The organism is Ciceribacter sp. RN22, assembly GCF_024054295.1.
Taxonomy (GTDB): domain Bacteria; phylum Pseudomonadota; class Alphaproteobacteria; order Rhizobiales; family Rhizobiaceae; genus Allorhizobium; species Allorhizobium lividum.
Genome location: NZ_JAMXLD010000001.1, coordinates 2259175 through 2275986, shown reverse-complemented (window position 1 = coordinate 2275986; position 16812 = coordinate 2259175). Strand labels below are relative to the sequence as shown.

The 16812-nt window shown below is 63.0% G+C and carries 17 protein-coding genes and 1 tRNA gene; 13 read left to right on the top strand and 5 right to left on the bottom strand.

What is annotated here, in order from left to right; genetic code table 11:
- The first annotated feature begins 136 nt into the window (after positions 1 to 136).
- From NHF53_RS11140 to NHF53_RS11095, 10 genes are all read left to right on the top strand, one after another.
- Complete coding sequence (locus NHF53_RS11140; RefSeq protein WP_252834230.1) at positions 137 to 877, top strand: NUDIX hydrolase; 741 nt, start codon at positions 137 to 139, stop codon at positions 875 to 877.
- 50 nt (positions 878 to 927) lie between these two features.
- Positions 928 to 1860, top strand: coding sequence for a PhzF family phenazine biosynthesis protein (locus tag NHF53_RS11135; RefSeq protein WP_374591070.1), 933 nt, complete (start codon positions 928 to 930; stop codon positions 1858 to 1860).
- Between the two features lie 127 nt (positions 1861 to 1987).
- A tRNA-Lys gene (locus tag NHF53_RS11130) sits at positions 1988 to 2063 on the top strand.
- A gap of 153 nt (positions 2064 to 2216) precedes the next feature.
- Complete coding sequence (locus NHF53_RS11125) at positions 2217 to 2606, top strand: hypothetical protein (RefSeq protein WP_252834228.1); 390 nt, start codon at positions 2217 to 2219, stop codon at positions 2604 to 2606.
- 384 nt (positions 2607 to 2990) lie between these two features.
- The gene (locus NHF53_RS11120; protein ID WP_252834227.1) at positions 2991 to 5507 is read left to right on the top strand and encodes a mechanosensitive ion channel family protein; all 2517 of its coding nucleotides are present in this window, start codon (positions 2991 to 2993) and stop codon (positions 5505 to 5507) included.
- Positions 5508 to 5619: 112 nt separating this feature from the next.
- Entirely contained in the window at positions 5620 to 5883 is a 264-nt protein-coding gene (locus NHF53_RS11115) for a hypothetical protein (protein ID WP_252834226.1), read from the top strand.
- A gap of 182 nt (positions 5884 to 6065) precedes the next feature.
- Positions 6066 to 6890, top strand: a complete 825-nt coding sequence (locus tag NHF53_RS11110; RefSeq protein WP_114361532.1) for a response regulator — start codon at positions 6066 to 6068, stop codon at positions 6888 to 6890.
- Between the two features lie 109 nt (positions 6891 to 6999).
- The gene (locus NHF53_RS11105) at positions 7000 to 8346 is read left to right on the top strand and encodes a diguanylate cyclase (protein WP_252834225.1); all 1347 of its coding nucleotides are present in this window, start codon (positions 7000 to 7002) and stop codon (positions 8344 to 8346) included.
- A gap of 107 nt (positions 8347 to 8453) precedes the next feature.
- The gene (locus NHF53_RS11100; protein ID WP_252834224.1) at positions 8454 to 9380 is read left to right on the top strand and encodes an ABC transporter ATP-binding protein; all 927 of its coding nucleotides are present in this window, start codon (positions 8454 to 8456) and stop codon (positions 9378 to 9380) included.
- On the top strand, positions 9377 to 10138 hold the full coding sequence (locus NHF53_RS11095) for an ABC transporter permease (protein WP_252834223.1): 762 nt from the start codon (positions 9377 to 9379) through the stop codon (positions 10136 to 10138). Before NHF53_RS11100 ends, NHF53_RS11095 begins: the two co-directional genes overlap by 4 nt.
- Before the next feature lie 16 nt (positions 10139 to 10154).
- Here the strand turns inward: NHF53_RS11095 and NHF53_RS11090 are convergent, their stop codons facing one another.
- The 3 genes from NHF53_RS11090 to NHF53_RS11080 are packed head-to-tail and all read right to left on the bottom strand — an operon-like array spanning position 10155 to position 11893.
- On the bottom strand, positions 10155 to 10856 hold the full coding sequence (locus tag NHF53_RS11090; protein WP_252834964.1) for a TIGR02281 family clan AA aspartic protease: 702 nt from the start codon (positions 10854 to 10856) through the stop codon (positions 10155 to 10157).
- Complete coding sequence (locus NHF53_RS11085; RefSeq protein WP_252834963.1) at positions 10853 to 11074, bottom strand: DUF1289 domain-containing protein; 222 nt, start codon at positions 11072 to 11074, stop codon at positions 10853 to 10855. The genes NHF53_RS11090 and NHF53_RS11085 overlap by 4 nt, the downstream gene beginning before the upstream one ends.
- Before the next feature lie 36 nt (positions 11075 to 11110).
- Positions 11111 to 11893: an adenosylcobinamide-GDP ribazoletransferase gene (locus NHF53_RS11080; RefSeq protein ID WP_252834222.1), complete on the bottom strand. Its 783-nt coding sequence runs from the start codon at positions 11891 to 11893 to the stop codon at positions 11111 to 11113.
- Between the two features lie 128 nt (positions 11894 to 12021).
- Here NHF53_RS11080 and cobT point away from each other — a divergent pair, with 128 nt between their 5' ends.
- Both cobT and NHF53_RS11070 read left to right on the top strand, forming a co-directional pair.
- Positions 12022 to 13044: a nicotinate-nucleotide--dimethylbenzimidazole phosphoribosyltransferase gene (gene cobT, locus NHF53_RS11075; protein ID WP_252834221.1), complete on the top strand. Its 1023-nt coding sequence runs from the start codon at positions 12022 to 12024 to the stop codon at positions 13042 to 13044.
- The gene (locus NHF53_RS11070) at positions 13037 to 13444 is read left to right on the top strand and encodes a diacylglycerol kinase (protein WP_252834220.1); all 408 of its coding nucleotides are present in this window, start codon (positions 13037 to 13039) and stop codon (positions 13442 to 13444) included. The genes cobT and NHF53_RS11070 overlap by 8 nt, the downstream gene beginning before the upstream one ends.
- A 34-nt stretch (positions 13445 to 13478) precedes the next feature.
- Here the strand turns inward: NHF53_RS11070 and NHF53_RS11065 are convergent, their stop codons facing one another.
- Both NHF53_RS11065 and NHF53_RS11060 read right to left on the bottom strand, forming a co-directional pair.
- On the bottom strand, positions 13479 to 14453 hold the full coding sequence (locus tag NHF53_RS11065) for an endonuclease/exonuclease/phosphatase family protein (RefSeq protein ID WP_252834219.1): 975 nt from the start codon (positions 14451 to 14453) through the stop codon (positions 13479 to 13481).
- A 110-nt stretch (positions 14454 to 14563) separates the two neighbouring features.
- A complete protein-coding gene (locus tag NHF53_RS11060; protein WP_252834218.1) occupies positions 14564 to 16099 on the bottom strand; it encodes a HAMP domain-containing sensor histidine kinase in 1536 nt (511 codons plus the stop codon).
- A gap of 122 nt (positions 16100 to 16221) precedes the next feature.
- Here NHF53_RS11060 and NHF53_RS11055 point away from each other — a divergent pair, with 122 nt between their 5' ends.
- The gene (locus NHF53_RS11055) at positions 16222 to 16800 is read left to right on the top strand and encodes a thermonuclease family protein (RefSeq protein WP_252834217.1); all 579 of its coding nucleotides are present in this window, start codon (positions 16222 to 16224) and stop codon (positions 16798 to 16800) included.
- Positions 16801 to 16812: the final 12 nt, after the last annotated feature.

Here is a 16812-nt window from a genome sequence, read left to right as displayed (position 1 = left end):
GAGGTGCGGCGACGCATGATTTGACATTTGCTCCCGGCCTCATCACCTTTCGTTCGCGTGTTCCACCCCGGACCGTTCGGGCTCCGCTTCCGGCGGTGCCTTCGCCAGCTCACTTCTTTACATCGGGACTTGTCCTATGAACCTTGCGCCGGATCATGCCGAAGTCCTGTGGCCGCCGGAGAAGACGCTCTTTCCGGTGCGGCAGGTCACGCTGGCGGTGGAGCCGGGGGATCATCCCTTTCATCTGGCGGAGCGAGAGGCGGCGGCGCGCAACTGGCGCGAGGAGGTTTCGCGCAATCCGGCCCTGTTCGACGGGAAGATCGTGTTCCAGCGGCGCCTGGATCTTCAGGAGGGAACGATCTGCGGGACAGGACACATCATTCCCTATTCGACCTTTCTCTGGTGGCGCAGCCAGCCCGCCCCGACGAGCGGTTTTCATCTCTTCGCCTTCCCGGTGATCGTTTCCTCGGACGGGGCGATCATCGCCGTCAGGATGTCTGAACACACGGCCAATCCCGGACAGGTCTACTGCGCTGCAGGCTCGCTCGACGACGGTGATGTCGTCGATGGACACTGCGACCTCCTCGGCAACATGCTGCGCGAAGTCAGGGAAGAGACCGGTCTCGAGCTTGCGGCTGACGAGACCGACGACCGGCTGTTCGCCAGCCATCAGCGGCGGCGGGTGACGATCTATCAGTTCTTCCGGCGGCGCGAGAACGCCCGCGAGCTGGTCGAGCGAATCGAGGAGCACATGCGCGGCGAAGAACGGGCGGAGATTGCCGGTGCCATCGCGATCCGTTCGGCCGATCCGTCCGCCCATCGTTACGCCGCCGCCATGCTGCCGCTCATCCACTGGTTCTTCTCCGGGGACCGCTGACGCCCTCGCTTGCACCGCCGCTGCGGCTGGGGCAGTGTGCAGGCGACGAAATGCGGCGAGGAGAGAGATTGGTGCGGCAATACTGCATCTATGACGTTTTCACCGACAGCAGACTTGCGGGCAATCCGCTTTGTGTCGTCTTCGACGGCGAGGGGTTGTCCGATCCGGAAATGCAGGCGATCGCCCGCGAGACGAACCTCTCCGAAACGGTTTTCGTGATGCCGGCGGCAAATGCGACGCATACCGCGCGCATCCGCATCTTCACGCCGGCGCGGGAGCTGCCCTTCGCAGGACATCCGACGGTGGGAACGGCGATCGCGCTCGCCGAAAGGGAAGGGGCGAAGAACGGTGCCACCGAACTCGTCTCGGTGCTGGAGGAAAATGTCGGGCCGGTGCGCTGCGCCATCAGGCTGCGGGAAGGCGAGGCGAGCTTTGCCGAATTCGACCTGCCGCGCAATTCGAGCCGGATCGATCTCGCCTTCGACCGGCAGGCCCTCGCCGAAGCACTCTCGCTCAAGCCGCAGCAGATCGGGTTCGAGAACCACGTACCCTCGCTCTGGAGCGCCGGCGTTCCCTTCATCATGATTCCCGTCCAGAACATTGGCGCGGTCGAGAGGGTCGATTTCGATCCGCAGTTCTGGGAGAGGATCGCGCCGTTTGCGGAGGGAGGCCTCGCTTCGGCCTATGTCTATTGCCGCGGCGGCATTCATCACGGAGCAAAGTTTCACGCACGCATGTTCAGTGCCGACATGGGCATCGGCGAGGATCCGGCGACGGGTTCGGCGGTCGCGGCGCTCTCCGGCGCCATCCACCATTTCGATGCGCTTCCCGACGGTCACCACCCGCTGCTGGTGGAGCAAGGCGTAGAAATGGGCCGGCCTTCCTACATCCATCTCCATATTGACGTCGCGGACGGCGAAATTGCGCGGGCGCGTATCGGCGGTCAGGCCGTGCGCGTGGCGTCCGGGTTTTTAGATCTGTAAAAACAAATGGTTACGTTGATGGTGTGAATTTTTTCCCGCCGTGGCGAAAGTTTTTTCGCTTCGGCGCTGGACAAGTTCTCCGATCCTGTTTATACGCCCCCTCACGCCGCCAGACGGCGCAACGGTCGGGTGATTAGCTCAGTTGGTAGAGCAGCTGACTCTTAATCAGCGGGTCGTAGGTTCGAGCCCTACATCACCCACCAGTTTTCTCTTAATCATTGAAATTTCATCATTTCCGCTGAGGACCGTCGAGTGAAGAAAATCGACGGTTATGAAAAATTCTATGTTTTTCGGTCAGCTATCTGTCAGCTTCTGTTCCTTATAACGGCTCCCGTGTTCAACGAGGAGTACACAAAATGAACAAGTTTCTGGCAACCACTGCAATGCTCACCCTGATGGCTTCCGCTCTCGTCTCCGGCCCGGCCCATGCCGGCAGCTGTTCGACGGTTGCTGCATGTCTCGGTCTGTCGTCTTCGTCCAGCACGGACGGTTCCGGCGGTGGTGATCGGGTTACCGCAAGCAACGACGACAACGGTACCGACGACGATGTGAACGGCTCCGACGACGACCACAACGGTTCGGACGACGATAATGGTTCCGACGACAACGGTTCCGACGATAGCGGTGACGACCACGACAGCGGCAGCCACGACAGCGACAGTCACGACAGCGGCAGCCATGATGGCGGCGACCACGGTGGCGGCGATCATGACGGTGGCGACCACGATGGTGGCGACGACGACTGATCGACAGCAGGTCGGGCAGGACAAGATTTCCGACACTGGTGCGGAGATGGAATTCGAGGGGTGGCAATCAGCCACCCCTTTTTTGCGTCCGGGTAGTGCTGTCGGGGAGGAAGCCGGTCGCTGGCGGATGGTCGCCTTATGTTCTCATTGCCTTCTTGATGTTCATGCTGCGTTCTCGCCATTCTCCCCGAATTCATGATTTTTGCCTGTGGATAACTGTGGATAACTTCGTGTCCGCCGTTGCCGGCGCTCTCCATGCCGATTCTCCGATGGCGCGTCGTTTGCGCCATGATGCTGCCGGGATCGTGGAGCCGTTTCTTTTCTTTCGCGGCGTCCGGTACTATTGTCCGCCTCGTTCCGCCACCAGCGAATGAAGGATCAGCCTTGTCGTTTCTCCGCATTCTCTTCCTCCTCCTGCTGACGGCGGGGGCGGGGGCTTTTCTCCTGTCACCCGTCGGGACACGCCTCGCACAGGCGCAGGAGGCGGTTGTTGCACCGGACGCAACCCCGGAGCAGGAGGCGGCCGATCACATCGCGGACGTAAGGAAGCGGCTGGACGCGCTCGCCGCGGACGTCGAGCGCCGGGCGAGCGACGATGCCGCACTGACCGATATCAAGGCGCGCGTCGATTCGCTGATCCGCGACGTCCTGAAGGTGTCCGTCGATCTGCGGCCGCGCCTGAACGAGATCAAGTCGCGGCTCGACCAGCTCGGCGAACCGCCGAAGGACGGGCAGCCGCCGGAGGCAGCGGCAGTTACCCAGGAGCGGCACAGGCTGACGGCCGGACGGCTGGAGATCAACACGCTGACGGGACAGGCCGAGGATATCTCGATCAAGGCCTCTGAGTTGTCGAACAGAATCACGAAGATGCGCCGTGATCTGTTTGCCGAGCAGTTGTTCGCCCATACAGAGATATCGATGGACGTGTTCTCGGAGGCGGCGAGTTCGTTCTCTCAGGAAGCCTTGGACTTCCAGCGCACGCTCAGCAGCTGGGTGACCTTCATCCTGAAGTTCAAGCGCGCGCCGCTCGGTATCGCCGTGATGCTGTCGCTGTCGCTCGCTCTCGTTTTGATGTTCGTCGAGTATCGGCTGTTCGGGCGGCTGATAAAGCGCGATCCGGCGAACGAGGCGCCGAGCTACATGAGCCGCCTGTCGGTCGCATTCTGGTCGACCATCCTGCCGACGCTGGCGCTTTGCGTCTTCCTGGCGGCGACCTACTTCTTTCTCGATACGTTCAAGGTGCTCCGGCAGGACATCGCGCCGATGATGGCGGTCACGCTCGCCTTCGTGGGGCTCGTCGTATTCGTCGGCCTGCTGACGCAAGCGGTGCTGGCGCCGAAAGCGCCGAGCTGGAGGCTGATCCGGGTCTCCGACCGCGGCGCGCGACACCTGGTGACGGCCGTCCTCCTGATGGCGGTTATCAACGGCCTCGACTATGTCTTCGGAACCGTCAGCGAGGCACTTGGATCGCCGATCGTTCTGACGGTGTTCAAGAGCTTTCTGTCGTCGACGCTGGTCGGTCTCATCATCTTCGCCGTCTCCTTCATGACGCCGATTGTCGCGGAGACAGGCGATCCTCGCGCGCCGGGCCGGCCGTGGCCGCGATGGGTGGCGATATTGCTGCGGCTCGTCGGTCTCGGGCTGATCTTCCTGAGCGCCGTCGGCTATGTCGGCCTCGCGCGCTTCCTCGCGACGCAGATCATCGTCAACGGCGCGGTGGTCGTCACGATGTATATCGGCATCCTGTCGGGAAAGGCGATCTCCGAGCCCGATCGCTTCGGCGACACGCGGGTCGGCCGCTATCTCGAGCGGCGTTTTCTGCTGCATCCCGTGGCTCTCGACCAGACCGGCATGGCGGCTGGTCTGCTGATCTACCTCTTTGCCCTCTCGATCGGCATTCCGCTGATCCTGATCTCCTGGGGCTTTCAGCCGCGCGACATCGAGGCATGGCTCTTCACCATGTTCACCGAGGTCAATGTCGGCAGCATCCGCTTTTCGGTGTTCGGTATCCTCGGCGGTATCCTGCTCTTCGTCCTCGGCCTCGTGGGCACCCGGTGGTTCCAGAAGTGGCTGGACGGCAGCATCATGGCGCGTTCGCAGGTCGATCCCGGTGTGCGCAATTCGGTCCGCACCGCGATCGGCTACCTGGGTACGGCGCTGGCCGGGCTCATCGGTGTCTCGGCCGCCGGCATCGATCTGTCGAGTCTGGCGCTTGTTGCCGGTGCGCTCTCTCTCGGCATCGGCTTTGGTCTCCAGAACATCGTGTCGAATTTCGTCTCCGGGCTCATCCTCCTGGCGGAACGGCCGTTCAAGGTCGGTGACTGGGTCGCCACCGGCACGACGGAAGGATTCGTTCGGCGTATTTCCGTGCGTGCGACCGAAATCGAGACCTTCCAGCGCCAGTCGATCATCGTGCCGAACTCCGAACTCATCAATGCTTCGGTCGGCAACTGGACGCATCGCAACAGTCTCGGCCGCGTGGATATCCCGGTCGGTGTCGGCTACGACAGCGATCCCCGAAAGGTGATGGCGATCCTCGAGGAAATCGCCCGGACGCACGAGGGTGTCCTGCGCAACCCCGAGCCCTTCGTCATTTTCGACGGCTTCGGCGCGTCCTCGCTCGATTTCCGCCTCTGCTTCTTCATCGGCGATGTGCTGAATGCCCGCGGCGTCAAGAACGACATCCATGTCATGATCCTGGAGCGGTTCCGGGCCGAAGGGGTGGAAATACCGTTCCCGCAGCAGGATGTTCACCTGCACGTGCGCTCCGCCGGCGACGCAAGACGTCCGGGCGAGACGCCGGGGAGCGGCGGCCCGATGCTTGCTGCGGTCGACGTATTACCGCGGATGGCGGGCGACGGGTTGCCGGCCGACGAGGCGAGTGGCAGTTTGCCACGGTAAGGGTGTTCAGGCGGCGTTCAGGCTGGCCGCGATAAAAGAGGAGTGTCGGATGAAGGGATGACCGGACTCCGACGACGAGCAGGGGGAGGCGTCCGCGAGACGCCGCGAAAAGATGACGAAACTGGTACTGAGTGTTCTCCTTTCGACGTGCATGGCCTCCGCTGCCCTGGCGGCAACGGTAACCAACAGCGGATCGTCGACCGTGGTTCTGCAGGTCGTGGAGGATGGTTCGCGCGTCGAGCTTGCCGTCGACGCCGGCGAGACCGAGAGTTTCTGCCCTTCCGGCTGTTTCGTGACGCTGCCGAGCGGTGATCGCGTCGGTCTCGAGGGTGGGGAGACCATCGAGATCAAGGACGGCGCAGCCACCGTCAAGTGAGAAGGGCGCGCTGCTGCGCCGAACGAATCCGAGACAGCATTTTCCGACGGGAGCAAACGAGGAGCGGCCAAATGCCGCTCCTCGGCTTGTCGGCAAGTGTTGTCTGAATGATCTCCGATTAATAGTTCCGCAAACCATTCGGTCTAACGTCCGGCGTCGATAAAAAGCAGCAAAGGCGCTCCATGACTTTCCTTGGTATTTCGGGCATGCAGTATACCGGAGAATCCTTTCCGGATGCGCGTATCATCGTCGCGGAAGATTCGAACGTTTTCACCTCGATGATCCGCACCAGGCTCAAGGAGCTCTTCAACATCGATGTGGAAATCTGTCGCTCTTTCGAGGACTTGCAGGCCGCGAACGAGCTTTCGGATGAGCCGGTGACCCTGGCGATTTCCAACATCAATCTGCCTGGGGCCGAGAAGGGTGAGGCGCTGGAATACCTGATCGATCTCAACATTCCGACGATCATCTTCACCGGCACCTTCCAGGAGCAGTTGCGGGAAAAATTGCTCGCCAAGGACATCGTCGACTATATTTTGAAGGACAATATTTTCGCGGTCGAAATGCTCGCGGAATCGGTCTGTCGCTTCCTCACGAATCATCGTCACCACGTTCTTGTTGTGGATGACAGTCCGACAGCGCGGGCTTTGTTGTCTAGCCGGTTGAAACGCTACAACTTTCGCGTCAGTCTGGCGGAAAGCGGGGCGAAGGCGCTGGAAATACTTAAGGCAAATCAGGATATCGGGCTGGTCATCACTGATTACAACATGCCGGATGTAGACGGCTTCGAACTGACGAGACGTATAAGGGGGGCGAGGGGGTCTCACGAACTGCGGATCATCGGGGTGTCCTCCTCGAATGATCGCCTGCTGTCGGCACGTTTCCTCAAGGTGGGCGGCAACGACTTCATGTTGCGGCCGTTCATCGACGAGGAGTTCTACTGCCGGGTGAACCAGAATCTCGACACTCTGACCCAGATAAAGGCGGCACAGCAAAGACTCCCCTGAGCGCTGGCCGCACGCAAATGACGAGAATGGGGTCGGGTGCGCGAGCGCCCGACCGATACCTGCATCTATCGACGTAGTGCCACTCATTCGGCTTATGGAAGTAAGAGCAATGTCTTTGCCAACCGAAATGACTGCGGATACCAGACCTCCCTCGCGAAAGAAGGGGCATGTTCTGGTCATAGAGGACTCGCGAACGCTCTCCTCGATCCTGTCGCACCGGTTCGAAAAGGAACATGGCCTCAGGGTCACCCACTGCGCGACGACCGAGGACTTCCGGCACGCCGTCGCCGGGAGGGCCCGGCAATACGACGTCGCGGTGGTGGATCTGAACCTGCCCGACTCGCCCGACGGCCAGATCCTCGATCAGGTGGTTCAACACGATATCCCGGCCGTCGTCTTCACGGCCGACTTCAATCGCCACATGCGCGAGCGGGTGGTTGCGCGCGGCGTCGCCGATTACGTCATCAAGAACAACGAACGGGCGATCGACATGGTGATCGCCGCTGTCGACCGCATTCTCGCCAACCGCAGCGTGCGCGTTCTCGTCGTCGACGACGTTCCGTCCGCCCGCAAGATGCTCGCCGATCTCCTCAGGCTGCAGCAGTTCCAGGTTTTTGAGGCCTCGACGGGAACGGAGGCGATGACGATGCTCGAGCAGCATCCCGGCATCGAACTCGTCGTTACCGACTACAACATGCCCGATATGGACGGTTACGAACTGACGCGCCGCATCCGGCGTGTGCATACCTCCGACCGGGTGCGGATCATCGGCATTTCCTCTTCGTCCGACCGCCTGCTCTCGGCAAGCTTCCTGAAGGCCGGCGCCAACGATTTCGTCTACCGGCCTTTCGTCGTCGAGGAGTTGCAGTGCAGGATCGGGCACAATGTCGAGACGCTGTCGCAGATCCGGCAATTGCGGCTGGCAGCCTTCAGTGACTACCTCACGGGCCTGCGCAACCGTCGCCATTTCTTCGACGAGGGACCTGCGATCGTCGCCTCCTGCCTTGATCGCGGCGAGGCCTGCAGTATGGCGATGCTCGATATCGACCATTTCAAGCGGCTGAACGATACCTACGGCCACGAGATCGGCGACCGGGTGCTGAAGGCGGTGGCGACCCGGCTGCGGGAGACGCTCGACGATACGGATCACATGCTCGCCCGGCTCGGCGGCGAGGAGTTCGGCATCCTGCTGACGGGCAAGGACATCCAGCAGGCGAGCGATTTCTGCGAGATGCTGCGCCACCAGATCGCGGAGGTGAGGGTCGCCCTCGACGACGCCGACCTCGGCGTGACCGCGTCGATCGGCGTGGCGCAGGTCGAGGGGCACGAGAACTTCAGCAACTACCTCAACGCCGCGGATCAATTCCTCTATCTCGCCAAGCGCTACGGCCGAAATCGTGTCTATTCCGAGCTCGCGATCCTGCAGGAACTGACGCTGAAGCCCGTCGGGACCTGAAGCCGGCGACCGCGAAACGGAGCGAAGCGACCGGAGGGGTGGGGCTGGCATCCGGCATCGAGGTCTCTATATAGAGGGTTCACGACCCTCCAGGAGCTTCTTCCCCCATGTCTCCGATCCTATCCATTCGTGATCTCAAGAAGACCTATGCCAACGGTTTCGAAGCCCTCAAGGGCGTCTCCCTCGACATCGCGGAAGGGGAGATCATCGCACTTCTCGGCCCGAATGGCGCCGGCAAGACCACGCTGATCTCGATCGCCTGCGGCATTGCCAATCCGAGCGGCGGTCAGGTGCTGGTGGCCGGCCATGATGTCGTCAGCGAGTTCCGGAAGACGCGGTCGATCATCGGCCTCGTTCCGCAGGAACTGACGACCGATCTTTTCGAGACCGTGTTCAACACCGTGAGCTTCTCGCGGGGGCTCCATGGCAAGAAGCCGGATCCCGCCTATATCGAGAGCATCCTCCGCGAGCTGTCGCTCTGGGACAAGCGCAACAACGCGCTGCGTGAACTTTCCGGCGGCATGAAGCGGCGCGTGCTGATCGCAAAGGCACTGGCGCACCAGCCGCGCCTTCTCTTCCTCGACGAGCCGACGGCCGGCGTCGACGTCAACCTGCGCAAGGACATGTGGCAGCTCGTCGCGCGGCTGCGCGAGGGTGGCGTGACGGTGATCCTGACGACGCACTATATCGAGGAGGCTGAGGAGATCGCCGACCGGATCGGCATCATCAACCACGGCGAGTTGCTCCTGGTCGAGGACAAGGACACGCTGATGCGCAAGCTCGGGCGCAAACAGCTCGCCATTGATCTCGTCGAGCCGCTCGATGCCGTGCCGCCGCATCTCGCCGCCTGGCAGCTTGAGCTTTCCCCCGGCGGCACGCAACTCATCTACGATTACGACCGGCAGACCAATCACGGGGGCATCACCGGCCTCCTCTCCGCCATCGAGGCGGCAGGGGTGCGGTTTGCCGACCTTTCGACGCGGCAGTCGTCGCTCGAGGACATCTTCGTTTCGCTCATCGGAGAAAAGGCATGAACGTCGAGGCGATCAAGGCGATCTATTTCTACGAGATGGCACGTACCCGCCGGACTCTGCTTCAGAGCGTGGTGTCGCCGGTGGTCTCCACGGCGCTCTACTTCATCGTCTTCGGTGCGGCCGTCGGCTCACGCATGCAGGAGATCGGCGGCGTCGCATACGGCGGTTTCATCACGCCCGGTCTCATCATGCTGACGCTGATCTCGCAATGCGTGGCGAACGGATCGAGCGGCATCTATTTCCCGAAGTTCACCGGCACGATCTACGAGGTTCTCTCGTCCCCGGTCGCGATGACGGAAGTCCTGATCGGCTATGTCGGGGCGGCGACCACCAAGGGCATGATCATCGGGCTCATCATCCTGGCGACGGCCGCCTTCTTCGTCGACCTGTCGATCGCACATCCGTTCCTCATGCTGTTCTTCATGCTGATGACCGCCGTCACCTTCAGTCTCGCCGGCTTCATCATCGGCATCTGGGCCAAGAATTTCGAGCAGCTGAGCCTCGTTCCGATGCTGGTCGTTCCGCCGCTCACCTTTCTCGGCGGCACCTTCTATTCAGTCGATGTCCTGCCGCCGTTCTGGCAGAGCGTCAGCCATTTCAACCCGGTTCTCTACCTGGTGAGCGGCTTCCGCTGGAGCTTCTTCGAGGTATCGGACGTCGACCCGCTGATCAGCGTCCTGATGATCGGCGTCTTCCTCTCGCTCTGCCTCGGCTTTCTCTCGTGGGTTTTCAGGACGGGCTACAAGCTTCGCAACTGACGGGGGAGTGATTTCCTCAGTCTCTGAGACGCAGCTCGTCCGACTGCATCTGCAACGAGTGCAGGGTGGACAAGAAGCTCATGCCGAGCAGGCTCTGGTCGAGCTTGCCTTCCTCGACCACCAGTCCTTCGACATCTGTGCGAAGAATCGGACCGATCGCCACCTGCCGGAGCCGCGCCGGGGCGGCCATGGCGCGGCCGTTGGCCGTCAGGATCGTCCGGGTGAAGCTGAGGCTCGCCGGATCGATGCCGATCCGCAAGGCATCCTCGTAACTCAGGGCGACCGAGCTCGCGCCCGTGTCGACGACCATCGGCACGGATACGCCGTCGACATCGACGCGCGTCACGAAATGGCCGCCAAGCGATTTATGCAGCACGACTTCATTGCCGCCGTCGCTCGCGGTCACGACGACCGCCCGGCCGGGGACGAGCCCGGCAAGCAGCCGTTCGCCGACCGAGCGGAGCTCGCCGCGATAGAGATAGCCCGTGACCAGTGCGAGGATGATCAACAGCCAGAGCGCCATCTGGCGCACCGTTTCGCCGAGGCTTCGCCGGCTTGCGAGTATGCCGGCCGAGAGCAGCAGGGCGAACGGCAGCAGCCGGATCATCTCGCCGAAGCTGTCATCGTCCATGCCGAAGTTGCGGGCGCCGCCGTTGGTAAACAGGAGGACGACGAGGCCGAAGCCGAGAATGAGAAAGACGACGAGAAGCCGCATCAGCCGTTCTCGCGCTCCCGCGCCATGCGGCTGCGGCGGGTTTCTCGGCGCGGCTTGCGCTCGACGGTCTCGAGCCTCGCGGGCAAAGTGGCCATGATCTCCCGGCGCTCGGTATCCGTATAGGAGGTCCAGAGTGCAATCTCGTCCCTGGTCCGGCCGCAGCCGAAGCAGAAGCCGGTCTTCATGTCGATCGAGCAGACGAGGATGCAGGGCGATTCCATCGGCGTTCCTTGTGGTGCGTCCTCTATATCGTCCGGTCAGGAACTCACTGCAAGGGCGATGAGCGCTGCGGCCTCGCAGACCTGCTGCGTCGCGCCGATCGTATCGCCGGTATGGCCCTGGAGCTTCTTCCTGGTCAGGGAGGTGAAGACGGCGGCGGCGAAGGCCGCTGTCGCCAGGGTGACGATCGTCGTGAACAGCGACGTGGCGGGCAGAACGAAGAGGATGGCGAGGATCGCGCCGCTCACGAGCGCCGTCTGCAGGGCGGGCTTCTCCGGCGTGCCCGCACCGGCGGCCACCCCTTGCGTGCGGGCCGAGGGCAGCGCGGACCAATGCCAGACCATCAGCGTCCGGCTGAGCGCGGCAACGCCGATCACGCAAGCCGCTGCGGCGAGCGGCGAGGTTGCCGTCACGAGCTCGGAAAGCGCGGTGATCCTGAGGCCGAGAATGAGGACGAGGGCGACCGCGCCATAGGAGCCGACGCGGCTGTCCTTCATGATCTGAAGGGCGTGTTCGCGGTCGCGACCGCCACCGAAACCGTCGGCTGCGTCGCCGAGGGCATCTTCGTGGAGGGCGCCGATCGTCAGCACCTGCGCCGTGACGGCGCAGACCGCTGCGAGCAGCGGGCCGGCGCCTGCCGCAAGCATGACGGCGAGCACCGCCGCTCCGGGCAGCGCGATCACAACCCCGGCAGCGGCAAAGGCGCGCACCGTTCGAGAGAGCCTGCCGTCGTCTCCCTCGAAGACATAAGCCGGAACGGGAATACGGCTCAGGAAGCCGACTGCCCTTGCCGTGTCGTTCAGGAATGCGCGCAAAGCCATCGCCGGTCCGTGCTCCGTTTTGTTCGCGACAGCATTGGCCGCAATTTCGGGTGTTGCGGTGGCCGGCGCTCAGTATTAGAGGAACCCACAAAGCCGATTTGGCGGAAAAAGACAAGGAAGCCTCCTTCATGACTGTGACCGGCCTGCCGTTCGACGATTTCCGTGCGCTGCTGCGCGATCTCCCGGGGCCGGAGACGACCGCCCTCGTTGCGGCGCGTGATCGGGACAAGCAGTTGACCAAGCCGCCGGGCGCGCTCGGCCGGCTCGAGGAAATCGCCATGTGGCTTGCCGCCTGGACCGGTCGGCCGCCGGCGGTCAATCGTCCGCTGGTGGCGATCTTCGCCGGCAATCACGGCGTCACCAAGCATGGCATCACGCCGTTCCCGCCGTCCGTCACCCAGCAGATGGTCGAGAACTTCGCTGCCGGCGGTGCTGCGATCAACCAGATCTGCGCGACCTACGACCTTGGCCTCAAGATCTTCGACCTTGCGCTTGAATACCCGACCGGGGACATCACCTGCGAGGCCGCACTCTCGGAACGCGACTGCGCCGCGACCATGGCTTTCGGCATGGAAGCGATCGCCGGCGGCACCGATCTTCTCTGCATCGGTGAGATGGGGATAGGCAACACGACGATCGCCGCGGCGATCAACCTCGCGCTCTACGGCGGCACGGCCGAGGAATGGGTCGGTCCCGGCACCGGCTCGCACGGCGAGCTGCTGGAGCGCAAGATCAACGCCGTGAAGACGGCCGTCGAGTTCCATCGCGCCCATCTCGACGACCCGCTCGAGGTTCTGAGGCGACTCGGGGGACGCGAGATCGCCGCCATGGCCGGCGCCATCCTGGCTGCCCGCGTGCAGCGCATTCCGGTCCTGATCGACGGCTACGTCGCGACCTCGGCCGCAGCGATCCTCAAGGCCGCCAACCCTTCGGCGCTCGACCACTGCCTGATCGGCCACGTTTCCGGGGAGCCGGGCCACCTGAAGGCCATCGAGAAGCTCGGCAAGACGCCGCTTCTGGCGCTCGGCATGCGCCTCGGCGAAGGCTCGGGTGCTGCTCTCGCCGCCGGGATCGTCAAGGCTGCTGCCGCCTGCCACTCCGGCATGGCGACATTCGAGAGCGCGGGCGTGAGCAATCAGACCGATGGCTGAGGAAGAGCACCGAAGCGCCGCCTCGGCAGAGGACCGCTCCAGTTCTGTCCGCAAGGAAACGGGCGTCGCGCATTTCTTTGCGGCCGCACGCTATTCGCTGCAGGGCTTTCTGAGACTCTACGAGGAATCGGCCTTCCGCCATGAACTCCTGGCGTTCGCCGCCGGGTTCGTCCTGTTCTGGCTGGTCGGTGCGAGCTTCAGCGAGATCGTGACCTATGCGGTCCTGATGCTGCTGCTCTTTGCCGTCGAGGCCCTCAACACGGCGATCGAGGAACTTGTCGACCGGGTATCCCCGGAGATTTCGACCGTCGGACGCAACGCCAAGGACTTGGGCTCCTTCGCAGTCTTCTGCCTGATCCTCGTAAACAGCATCTTCGCGGCGGCCGTGATCTTCTTTTGACTGCCCGCCGCGAGCCTTCGCGCGTCGTCGCTCCTCAGAAGCGGACCGTGGCGACGGAGGCGCGGTGATCCGAAGGCCAGGGCGTGACGACGATGTCCGCTTCGGGCGCCTTCTCGCCGACGATGCCGGCCTTTACCACCGTCAGGTTTTTCGCCTTGCCGAAGGTGAAGTCGATCCGGTCGTGATGGTCCTCCGGATCCGTCGTTTCACTCGTCGGGGTCCATGTATAGGCGGGCTTGGCGACTTCCTCGGGGAAGGCTGCGCGGTAGAGGTCGGTAAAGCCGCCTTCTTCCTCGACGCGCAACGTGGTCGGGTATCGCACGGCCATCGGCTGGTGGCCGGCCTTTACGGAGGCGTCGGTCCAGTCGCGGAAGGACGGCTCGTTGAAATCACCGAACAGGAATACGGCGTCCGCGTCGTCGGCCTCCTTGAGATCGCTCATCAGGAGGTCGATCGCCGGGCCGCGGGCGGCTCGGGCGGCTGCGACCGCTTCCTCAGCCGTCTTCAGGAACGGCGCCGGACCATACTCGATGTTGAGAAGCTGGTAGGGCTGGTAGGGGTAGTCGGTCGGGTGGATGTTGAACACATAGACCTTGCGGCCGTTGACGTTGATTGCCGCGCCGGTGTCGTGGGCGGTCGCCTTGCCGATCGGGTAGCGGCTCAGGATGGCGTTTGCCCAGAGTGCCGGATTGTCCTGCGCCTGGTCGTAGTAGTGGAAGCCGAGCGCTTCAGCGAGCTTTGCCGCGACGCTCTCGCCGACCGGCTTGCAGTCATCCGCTTCACAAACCTCCGGCTCGGGCTTGGTTTCCTGAATGCCGATGATATCGGCGCCGGCGGCGCGAATGACCGCCGCCGTTTCCGCGACGTCCTTTCCCTCGTTGGCGCCACCGCCCCAGATGTTGAAACTCATTACGGTCAGTTCCGTGACGGCACCCTGGGCGTGGCACGGGGACACGGTGGATGCGAGGAGAGTGGCGCTCAGCGCGACCGCGCTCAGGTAGGTATTCATGGTAGCTCCGGGAAGGGTGATGAACGAGACAGCGTGACGCTACCGCGTTTCGATGACAGATGCGCGAAGCCTTCCGGGGATACTGCGCGATCGCTGTCAGGCCCTCATGTTCAGGCGAACTGGCGCCTGCGCGGCTGGACGGCCTGCGTTTCGGAGAAGGCGGGGATGCTCTGCAGCACGCGGCGTGCCGGCAGGATGGCGATCACCTCGGTGCCTTCCCGCAGCTTCGACTTCAGCTTGAACTCGCCACCGTGCTTGGCAAGGATCGCCTGCACGATCGGCAGGCCGAGACCGGTACCCTGTTCTGCGCTCTTGATCGCAACCGAGCCCTGTCCGAAGGCCGAAAGCACGATCGGGATTTCGTTTTCGGGAATGCCGGGGCCGTTGTCACGGATCGACACGTACTGGCCGCCGCCCGCTGTCCAGCCGGCCTTCACCAGAACTTCACCGCCCTGCGGCGTGAACTTCACCGCGTTCGACAGCAGGTTCAGGATGACTTGACGGATCGCCTTCTCGTCGGCCCAGACGTCGGGCAGGGCCTGCTCGAACTGCTCTTCGATGGTGATGCTCTTGCCCTTGGCGCGCAGCTGCACCATGCCGATGCAGTCTTCCGCGAGATCGAGCAGCGACACCGCCTCTTCGTTCAGTTCGAACTTGCCGGCCTCGATGCGCGACAGGTCGAGAATCTCGTTGATCAGGTTGAGGAGATGCTGGCCCGAGCGGTGGATATCGTCGGAATATTCCTTGTAGAGCGGGTTGTTGAGCGGTCCGAGCACTTCGGTGGCCATGACCTCGGAAAAGCCGAGAATGGCGTTGAGCGGCGTGCGCAGCTCGTGCGACATCGAGGCGAGGAAGCGCGATTTTGCGAGGTTCGCCTCTTCCGCCCGCCGGCGCGCCTCGTCGGAAAGGGATTTCGCGACTTCGAGTTCCGCGATGAGATCGTCCTTCTCGCTCTGGAAGGAGAGGAGCTTCAGGTTGTTCTGGTAGAGGCGGAGCGTGATGAAGAAGAAGAACACCAGCGCGATCGTGAACATGCCGAGGAGGCCCGCCTCGAGCGGCGCGCGCGTCGCAGAGGTGGTGTAGATGAGGGCTGCCACCGTCGGCAGGAACCCGAACACAACAGCGCCACGCAGGAGTATGTTGGCCATCGCCGTAACGGACAGGACGATGAGCAGCACCGCGCCCTTGAAAAGGACGAAGGTGTCGCCCGTACAACTGTCGCAGCCCTGCAGGGCAAAGATCGCCCAGCACATTCCCATGCCGGCCTGGCCGAGGAGCAGAAGGCGACGCCATTTCTTGATCGCAAGCGTCGCCCGATCGCGTTTTGAGATGTGACGGGCGAGCAGGATGTTGAGCGAGTGGACCGTGAGGGTCAGCAGTGCCCAGGAATAGATCCAGGGCGCAAGGCTGACATAGGCCCCGAGGCCGCCGGCGAGCAGGACCATGAACGGCACGACCGCCGCTCCCTGCAGGGCCGAGTCGACGTGCATTCCGAGCAATTCGCGATCAAAGGCCGGGGAGCCGGAATGGCTCGATTGTAGCCGTTCGCGCATCGTGCGAACCGCTTTCGACACAGCCTTGTTTCGGTGGCTGCGGGAAAGGTCGACGATGTTCTTGTCGGCCGTGGTCGGGACGCCTTTACTCATGCTTCAAAATGTCATCTGTCGCGCGATCATGCGAGACTAGAGGCAAAAGATTAAGAAGATGCTCTCGAAAAGGATTTGTTTGCCATGCTCGAAAAGCCTTCGTTTGTGAAGAAGGCGGGATTGTGACCGGGTTTCGGCGCGTCTTTCGCGACGGCGTGGTCGGCGTCGCCATGTTGCTGCTCGCGCTGCTGATCATCGCCAAACTCGATCGGGACTGGGAACGGGACTTCTCCGGCGACCTCGTCGCCATCGACGGGGATACGCTCGCCAATGGCAAGGGCCGGGCGAGGCTCGAAGGCATCGATGCGCCCGAGCTCTCGCAGAAATGCCGGCGACCCGACCGCCGGACCTGGCCCTGCGGTGTCGAGGCGAAGCGCCGCCTTGCCACGTTTCTGGCGAGCCCCGGTTTCGTCTGCACGGGGAGGGCCGACGACCGCTACGGACGGCGGCTGGTGCGCTGCCGGTCAGGTGAGACCGATGTCAACGCGCTCATGGTCAGGGAGGGGTTTGCCGTTTCCTACGGCGACTATTCGGCGGAGGAAGCCGTGGCCCGCCGAGCGGGTGTCGGCATCTGGAACGGCTCCTTCAACCGGCCGGAGGTGTGGCGACGGGCGAACAGCCTGGATGCCGGCGAGATGGCGGCCGCCGATGCGGGTGACCTTCTTCTTGCTTTTCTCCGGCGGCTCTTTGGTATCAATTGACCGACCACGGAG

Coding starts and splice junctions, on each gene's coding strand:
- NHF53_RS11140 (WP_252834230.1), top strand. CDS start 137: ATGAACCTTGCGCCGGATCATGCCGAAGTCCTGTGGCCGCCGGAGAAG.
- NHF53_RS11135 (WP_374591070.1), top strand. CDS start 928: ATGCGGCGAGGAGAGAGATTGGTGCGGCAATACTGCATCTATGACGTT.
- NHF53_RS11125 (WP_252834228.1), top strand. CDS start 2,217: ATGAACAAGTTTCTGGCAACCACTGCAATGCTCACCCTGATGGCTTCC.
- NHF53_RS11115 (WP_252834226.1), top strand. CDS start 5,620: ATGACGAAACTGGTACTGAGTGTTCTCCTTTCGACGTGCATGGCCTCC.
- NHF53_RS11110 (WP_114361532.1), top strand. CDS start 6,066: ATGACTTTCCTTGGTATTTCGGGCATGCAGTATACCGGAGAATCCTTT.
- NHF53_RS11105 (WP_252834225.1), top strand. CDS start 7,000: ATGTCTTTGCCAACCGAAATGACTGCGGATACCAGACCTCCCTCGCGA.
- NHF53_RS11100 (WP_252834224.1), top strand. CDS start 8,454: ATGTCTCCGATCCTATCCATTCGTGATCTCAAGAAGACCTATGCCAAC.
- NHF53_RS11095 (WP_252834223.1), top strand. CDS start 9,377: ATGAACGTCGAGGCGATCAAGGCGATCTATTTCTACGAGATGGCACGT.
- NHF53_RS11085 (WP_252834963.1), bottom strand. CDS start 11,074: ATGGAATCGCCCTGCATCCTCGTCTGCTCGATCGACATGAAGACCGGC.
- NHF53_RS11080 (WP_252834222.1), bottom strand. CDS start 11,893: ATGGCTTTGCGCGCATTCCTGAACGACACGGCAAGGGCAGTCGGCTTC.
- cobT (WP_252834221.1), top strand. CDS start 12,022: ATGACTGTGACCGGCCTGCCGTTCGACGATTTCCGTGCGCTGCTGCGC.
- NHF53_RS11070 (WP_252834220.1), top strand. CDS start 13,037: ATGGCTGAGGAAGAGCACCGAAGCGCCGCCTCGGCAGAGGACCGCTCC.
- NHF53_RS11065 (WP_252834219.1), bottom strand. CDS start 14,453: ATGAATACCTACCTGAGCGCGGTCGCGCTGAGCGCCACTCTCCTCGCA.
- NHF53_RS11060 (WP_252834218.1), bottom strand. CDS start 16,099: ATGAGTAAAGGCGTCCCGACCACGGCCGACAAGAACATCGTCGACCTT.